The organism is Sphaerotilus natans, assembly GCF_900156335.1.
Classification (GTDB): domain Bacteria; phylum Pseudomonadota; class Gammaproteobacteria; order Burkholderiales; family Burkholderiaceae_C; genus Sphaerotilus; species Sphaerotilus natans.
Window position 1 is genome coordinate 339597 of the sequence record NZ_FTMZ01000002.1, and the last position, 6696, is coordinate 346292.

The following is a 6696-nucleotide window of genomic DNA, read 5'->3' on the forward strand; positions in this document are numbered from 1 at the left end:
CCAGGGATTCCGCCATGACCGCTCGCACCCGCTCCCGCCCCTCGACCGTCACGCCCGACGTGCCGAGCGGACCGCCCGCCGCCGGCGTGCCCCCACAGCCCCCCCGGGCACCCCGGCGGCGCAAGCCGGCCGCACCGGTCGAGATGGCCGACAAGTCCGCACCGATCACCGCCACAAGGCTGGAGCATTACGAGGTCAGGGCCGCGACCGAGGCCGCGCAGGCCTCGCGCGAGATGGCGCTGTCGGACGTGATGGCCCGGCGCCAGCGCGGCGAGATCGACGACGCCACCTGGCGCGAGCAGCTGCAGGCGCTGATCGCCGGCTCCTCGCCGGACGATCTGGCGCTGATGCGCGGCTCGATGGCCGCGCGGCGCCAGCCCGTGCCGCTGCCCGGCGTCGATCCGGACACCGAGCTGGCGCCTGGCTGGCGCGACGGCGCCTATCCCTACCGCCACCTGATGGCGCGCAAGAACTACGAGCAGCAGAAGTACCGGCTGCAGGTCGAGCTGCTGAAGCTGCAGGCGTGGGTCAAGGAGACCGGTGCGCGCGTGGTCATCCTGTTCGAGGGCCGCGACGCCGCCGGCAAAGGCGGCACGATCAAGCGCTTCATGGAGCACCTCAACCCGCGCGGCGCGCGTGTCGTCGCGCTGGAGAAGCCCAGCGAGATCGAGAGCGGCCAGTGGTACTTCCAGCGCTATGTGCAGCATCTGCCCACGCGCGGCGAGATCGTGCTGTTCGACCGCTCCTGGTACAACCGCGCCGGCGTCGAGCGCGTCATGGGCTTCTGCAGCGACACGCAGTACGAGCAGTTCATGCGCGAGGCGCCCGAGTTCGAACGCAATCTGGTGCGCAACGGCATCTTCCTGTTCAAGTTCTGGTTCTCGGTCAGCCGCGCCGAGCAGCGCCGCCGCTTCAAGGAGCGCGAGACGCACCCGCTCAAGCAGTGGAAGCTCAGCCCGATCGACAAGGCCAGCCTCGACAAGTGGGACGACTACACCCGCGCGAAGGAGGCGATGTTCCTGCACACCGACACCCAGGACGCGCCGTGGACGGTCATCAAGTCGGACTGCAAGAAGCGCGCGCGCCTGAACGCGATGCGCTATGTGCTGCACCGCATGCCCTACGCACGCAAGGAGCTGCGCACGCTCGGGCCGGTCGATCCGCTGATCGTCGGCCGGCCGGCCCTGGTCGGCAGCGCCTATGGCGAGGCCTATGGCAACGAGGACCAGCTCGCCGGCAGCACGCCGGCCTGAGCCGGCGCCGCCCGGCACCTGCGCTCAGGCGGCCGGGCCGGAGCGGCCGGTGCGCAGCTGCTCCAGCACGAAGCGCGCATGGCAGTCGCGCAGGCCGGGCAGCGTCTGCAGGCGTTCGGTCATGAAGCGGCCATGCTGGGCCAGATCGGCGCTGATCACCTTGAGCTGGTAGCGGCTCGGGTCGCAGCCCAGGCGCAGGCACTCGACCACCTCGGGCCAGTCCTGCAGCGCGCCGGCCAGCGCATGGGCAGCCGCCGGCCCCGGCTCGAGGCGCAGCTCGATCAGCGCGGTCACCGTCAGGCCCAGGCGCTGCGGCGGCACGATGGCCGAGTAGCCGACGATGACGCCGCTCTCCTCGAGCCGGCGCACCCGGCGCAGCACCGCCGAGGCCGAGAGCTGGACCTGTCCGGCCAGCTCGTCGAAGGTCATGCGGCCCTGCCGCTGCAGCGCATCGACGATGCGCCGATCGATGTCGTCGAGCGACGCCGGCGCCGGCGCGGTCACGGCAGAAGCGGAGGTGGAATCCATCGTTCGATGATTGCAGTTTCGGTGCGGACCATCCTGAATCCGACCTGAACCAAACGGTACCACGATCCGACCCTGAGGATCATGTCCGTGCGCGCAGCGCCTGCTCGACCCGCCGGCGCAGGAGCGGATCGTCCAGCAGCTCGAGATGGCCGCGCGAGGGCAGCGTGAGCGCCGGCGCGCCCTCCAGCAGCGCGCAGCGCGGCGGAAAGACGATGGTGTCGCAGTTGCTGCGCACGCACAGGAAGCGCGCCCGCCAGGCCGGCGTCTCGGCCGCGGCCAGCGTCTGCAGCCAGTCGCTGTCCAGGCGCATCTGGCGAACATTCGGACGCAGGCCGAAGCGGGCCAGCCAGGTGCCGCGATGCGGCGTGCCGACGGTGATGACCCCGGCGACACGCGCACTGACGGCCTGCGGCGTCGCGCCGGCCTGCACCTGGGCACGCCACCAGGCCCGCAGCACCAGCCCGCCCATGCTGTGGCAGACCACCAGCGGCGCCTGTCCGGTCAGCGCCTCGAGCCGGCGGATCGCCGCGTCGATCACCGGCGCATGCGCGTCGATCGACACGAAGAGCGGCTCCAGGCTGGGCGCGATCACCGGCACGCCCAGCGCGCGCAGACCGGGCTGCCAGTCGTTCCAGACGCCGCGGTTGCAGAGATGGCCGTGGATCAGCAAGACGCCACGAACGCCGGGAGCGGCGGCCTGCGCATCCGGCCAGCGGTGCTCGCGCAGCATCTGCTCGCCCAGGAACAGCCGGCTCGAGCAGCCGGTCTCGGCCGCCCAGGCGCGCCAGCGGGCCCGCCAGGACGGCCGCGCCAGCGCATCGCCCCGGTGCAGCGCGGCGGCCATCAGCATCTCGGCCAGCAGGGCCAGCGGATTGAGCAGCGGCAGCAGCAGCAGCGGCCACGGCAGCAGGCCCGCCAGCACCCCCGCCAGCACGCCGGCCATCAGCAGCAGCCCCAGTCCCAGTCCGATCGCCAGCACCTTGCGCCTCCCGTCGTTGCGTGCGTGGCGGCCATGATGCCGCGAGACGGCTGTCACTGAAGGGACAGGCCCCCGCCCACGCTCCGGGCAAGCCCGGAGACGCCGCGGTTCCGGGGCACCGAACAATCCGGCCCACACCGCCGACCCCGGCTCCGGAGGAGTTCCATGAGCACCGCCCTGCCCCGCCCCTGGCTGGCCCACTATCCGCCTGGCGTGCCTGCCGAGATCGACCTGAGCGATGCCGGCACGCTGGTCGATCTGCTCGATGACGGCCTGCGCCGCCATGCGGCCCGGCCGGCCGCGGTCTTTCTCGGCGAGAGCAGCGGCTTCGAGCATCTGGACCGCGAGGCCGAGGCGCTGACCGTCTGGCTGCAGCGCCACGGCGTGGTGCCGGGCACCCGGGTGGCGCTGATGATGCCCAACCTGCCGCAGTACATGGTCGCGATCACCGCGGTGCTGCGCGCCGGCGGCATCGTGGTCAATGTCAACCCGCTCTACACCCCGCGCGAGCTCGAGCACCAGCTGCGCGATGCCGGCGCGGAAGTGATCGTGCTGCTGGAGAACTTCGCCGCGACGCTGCAGCAGGTGATCGAGCGCACCGCGGTGCGCCATGTGCTGCTGACCTCCACCGGCGACATGCTGCCGGCCTGGAAAGGCCGGCTGATCGACTTCGCCGTGCGCCATGTGCGCAAGATGGTGCCGGCCTTCGAGCTGCCGCTGGAGGACGGGCGCAGCGTCAGCCGCTGGCGGCCGGCGCTGCGCTCGGCGCGTGGCCAGCACCGGAGCCCGGTGCAGGTGCGGCCCGACGACATCGCCTTTCTTCAGTACACCGGCGGCACCACCGGGGTGTCCAAGGGCGCGGTGCTGCTGCACCGTCATGTGGTCGCCAATGTGCGCCAGTGCGAGGCCTGGTTCTCGCCGCAGTTCCGCAGCTTCGGCGCGCAGCAGCTCACCGGGGTGTGCGCGCTGCCGCTCTATCACATCTTCGCGCTGACCCTGTCCTTCTTCTTCGGCGTGCGCATGGGGGTGCGGCTGATCCTGATCCCGAACCCGCGCGACCTGAAGGCGCTGGTGGGCGCGCTGCGCGGCCAGCGCTTCCACATGTTCCCGGCGGTCAACACGCTGTTCAACGCGCTGGCCCACGACCCCGCCTTCGCGCGGCTGGACTTCTCGGCGCTGGTGGTCAGCAACGGCGGCGGCATGGCGGTGCAGCAGGCCACCGCCGAGAAATGGCTGCAGGTCACCGGATGCCCGGTCGCCGAGGGCTACGGCCTGTCGGAGACCTCGCCGGTGGCCACCGCCAACCGGCTCGACCTGAAGACCTTCACCGGCACCATCGGCCTGCCGGTGCCCTCGACCGACATCACCATCCGCGACGACGAGGGCCGCGACCTGCCCTTCGGCCAGGCCGGCGAGATCTGCATCCGCGGCCCGCAGGTCATGGCCGGCTACTGGCAGCGCCCCGACGAGACCGCCAAGGTCATGAGCGCCGACGGCTTCTTCCGCTCCGGCGACATCGGCGTGATGTCGCCCGACGGCCAGGTGCGCATCGTCGACCGCAAGAAGGACATGATCCTGGTGTCGGGCTTCAACGTCTATCCGACCGAGATCGAGCAGGTCGTCAGCCAGCATCCCGGCGTGCTCGAATGCGCCGCCTTCGGCGTGCCCGACACGCACAGCGGCGAGGCGGTGCGGCTGTGCGTGGTGCGCAGCGACCCCGCGCTGTCGGAGACCGAGATCGCCGAGCACTGCCGGCGCCATCTCACCGCCTACAAGTGCCCTCGCCAGATCGAGTTCCGCGACGAGCTGCCCAAGAGCAATGTCGGCAAGATCCTCCGGCGCGAGCTGCGCGACTCGGCACGCAGCAGCGCCTGATCTCCACAGCCCCGCGCCGCTTCTTCACGGCTTCTTCACGGCTTCTTCACCGGTTGCTCACCGGTTCCTCACTGGTTGTTCACAGCTTTCCCACACAGCCGGGCACGCCGCAGTGGCAGGTCATGCCACCTTCATGGTGCGTCTCTCCATAGTCGCAGGTGATCTCGTCGCCTTCATCGATCTGCCGCATCGAATGGATTTCGACCCGCCCCTGACGGATGCGAAGCACCGCATTGGGGCGGCAGCAGTGGTTCGTGAAGCGCAGCGGGTCAAGCGATCTTGAGGCATCGATCGCTTTCCGGTCGGAAATTTCCACCATCATGATGCGATCGACGTTCTTCACCCGTTCGCGGGCTTCCTGGACGCTGATGGCCTCCCCCCGGATCTCGCCGATCTTGCGACCCGGCGGAATCGGCTCGGCGGCAAAGGCGCCGGTGCCATCGATCCGGCTCGGGGCATTGATGACGGCGTATTTCTGAGGGTTGGCAGGCTTGCCCATGGACGGTTCCCCGATCGACTGAAGCCGCGATGGTACGGGTAGCCGACCGGCCTGCCGGCCCAGCGGCCAGCTGCAGACCCGAGTTATCCACCGCTGTGGATAAAAAGCTGTGGACAACTCTCCTGAAATGGCAGATTCGTGAGATGCCTCACGCACATCCGCGGTTCATGCCCCAGCCTGGGGACAAGTCTGTGAACAAGCAGGGGAGAGCACATGAACAACTCGGGAAAACACGGGGCCGCCCGAAGTTGCTCTCTTTCTGTCCACCGCAATCCCCAGGGTCTTCCACAGAGTTATCCAAGACCCAAGTCATTGATTTCAAAAGGAAAACATGAGTTCTCCACAGAAATCCGGCCCCTCTACTACTATCTACTACTTATAAATACAGAAGAAGACAGGGATAACTTTTTGGGGGAGAAGGCAGGGAAGGAAGGCCGTGGCGGCAGAAGCCGCAGCAGCCCAGGACAGCCTGGAACAGCCCAAAGACAGGTCTTGAGGAAAGAGGACTGGACAAGGCTGCGCCAGGAACACCTGCAGAGGCCTGCAGAGAAGCTTTGTGCAGACAGCTGGCACACATCTTGAAAGCACACGGGCTCCAACTCACGTTTCTCGCTTCACTTCTTTCGCGGAGACTTCCAGATGAATCACAAGCTCAATGTCGCTCTCGCTGGCCTGGCACTGCTGGCTGCCGCAGGTTCTGCCTCGGCCCAGGAAGTGGTCAAGATCGGCCATGTGGGCCCGACGAGCGGCGGCATCGCGCACCTGGGCAAGGACAACGAGAACGGCGCGCGCATGGCCGTGGACGAGCTCAATGCCAAGGGCGTGACGATCGGCGGCAAGAAGGTGAAGTTCGAGCTGCTGGCCGAGGACGACGGCGGTGACCCGAAGCAGGGCACGGCGGCGGCGCAGAAGCTGGTGGACTCGAAGGTCGCCGGCGTGGTGGGCCACCTGAGCTCGGGCACGTCGATCCCGGCGTCGAAGATCTACAGCGACGCGGGCATTCCGCAGGTGTCGCCGACGGCGACGAACCCGAAGTACACGCGCCAGGGCTTCAAGACGACCTTCCGCGTGGTGGCGGACGACGTGCACCTGGGCGGCACGCTGGGCAAGTACGCGGTGACGCAGCTCAAGGGCAAGTCGATCGCGGTGATCGATGACCGCACCGCCTACGGTCAGGGCGTTGCCGACGAGTTCGAGAAGGGCGTGAAGGCCGCGGGCGGCCGCACGGTGGCGCGCGAGTTCACCAACGACAAGGCGACGGACTTCACCGCGATCCTGACCAACCTGAAGGCGAAGAAGCCGGACATCGTGTTCTTCGGCGGGATGGACGCGGTGGCGGGCCCGATGATCCGGCAGATGAAGCAGCTGGGCATCAAGGCGAAGTTCATGGGCGGCGACGGCATCTGCTCGGGCGAGCTGCCCAAGCTGTCGGGCGGCGCGATGGAGGACAGCCAGGTGGTGTGCGCCGAGGCTGGCGGCGTCGAAGGCGAGCAGAAGAAGGGCATGGACGAGTTCAAGGCCCGCTTCAAGACGAAGTTCAACGCGGACGTGCAGATCTACGC

6 protein-coding genes are annotated in these 6696 nt (G+C 68.6%); 3 read left to right on the top strand and 3 right to left on the bottom strand.

All coding sequences use genetic code 11. The features are described from left to right. The first annotated feature begins 14 nt into the window (after positions 1 to 14). Positions 15 to 1253 (top strand): polyphosphate kinase 2, encoded by a 1239-nt coding sequence (gene ppk2 / locus BW996_RS03305; protein WP_081838008.1) that lies wholly within the window; start codon positions 15 to 17, stop codon positions 1251 to 1253. Between the two features lie 24 nt (positions 1254 to 1277). Here ppk2 and BW996_RS03310 read toward each other — a convergent pair whose 3' ends face one another. Both BW996_RS03310 and BW996_RS03315 read right to left on the bottom strand, forming a co-directional pair. Beyond that, on the bottom strand, positions 1278 to 1781 hold the full coding sequence (locus BW996_RS03310) for an Lrp/AsnC family transcriptional regulator (RefSeq protein WP_051631708.1): 504 nt from the start codon (positions 1779 to 1781) through the stop codon (positions 1278 to 1280). 79 nt (positions 1782 to 1860) lie between these two features. Next, positions 1861 to 2760 carry an esterase/lipase family protein gene (locus BW996_RS03315; protein WP_051631707.1) on the bottom strand — a complete coding sequence of 300 codons (900 nt, stop codon included), beginning with the start codon at positions 2758 to 2760 and terminating at the stop codon, positions 1861 to 1863. 177 nt (positions 2761 to 2937) lie between these two features. Between BW996_RS03315 and BW996_RS03320 the strand changes: the two genes are divergently transcribed. Further along, complete coding sequence (locus tag BW996_RS03320; RefSeq protein WP_037479937.1) at positions 2938 to 4635, top strand: AMP-binding protein; 1698 nt, start codon at positions 2938 to 2940, stop codon at positions 4633 to 4635. Positions 4636 to 4714: 79 nt separating this feature from the next. Here the strand turns inward: BW996_RS03320 and BW996_RS03325 are convergent, their stop codons facing one another. Next, complete coding sequence (locus BW996_RS03325; RefSeq protein ID WP_037479751.1) at positions 4715 to 5134, bottom strand: SET domain-containing protein; 420 nt, start codon at positions 5132 to 5134, stop codon at positions 4715 to 4717. 639 nt (positions 5135 to 5773) lie between these two features. Here BW996_RS03325 and BW996_RS03330 point away from each other — a divergent pair. Next, positions 5774 to 6696: branched-chain amino acid ABC transporter substrate-binding protein (locus BW996_RS03330; RefSeq protein WP_076458592.1), on the top strand; the 923-nt coding region annotated here is incomplete at its 3' end.

Bases quoted from the DNA above. Each gene is read 5' to 3' on its own strand.
- ppk2 (WP_081838008.1), top strand. From the start codon at position 15: ATGACCGCTCGCACCCGCTCCCGCCCCTCGACCGTCACGCCCGACGTG.
- BW996_RS03310 (WP_051631708.1), bottom strand. From the start codon at position 1,781: ATGGATTCCACCTCCGCTTCTGCCGTGACCGCGCCGGCGCCGGCGTCG.
- BW996_RS03325 (WP_037479751.1), bottom strand. From the start codon at position 5,134: ATGGGCAAGCCTGCCAACCCTCAGAAATACGCCGTCATCAATGCCCCG.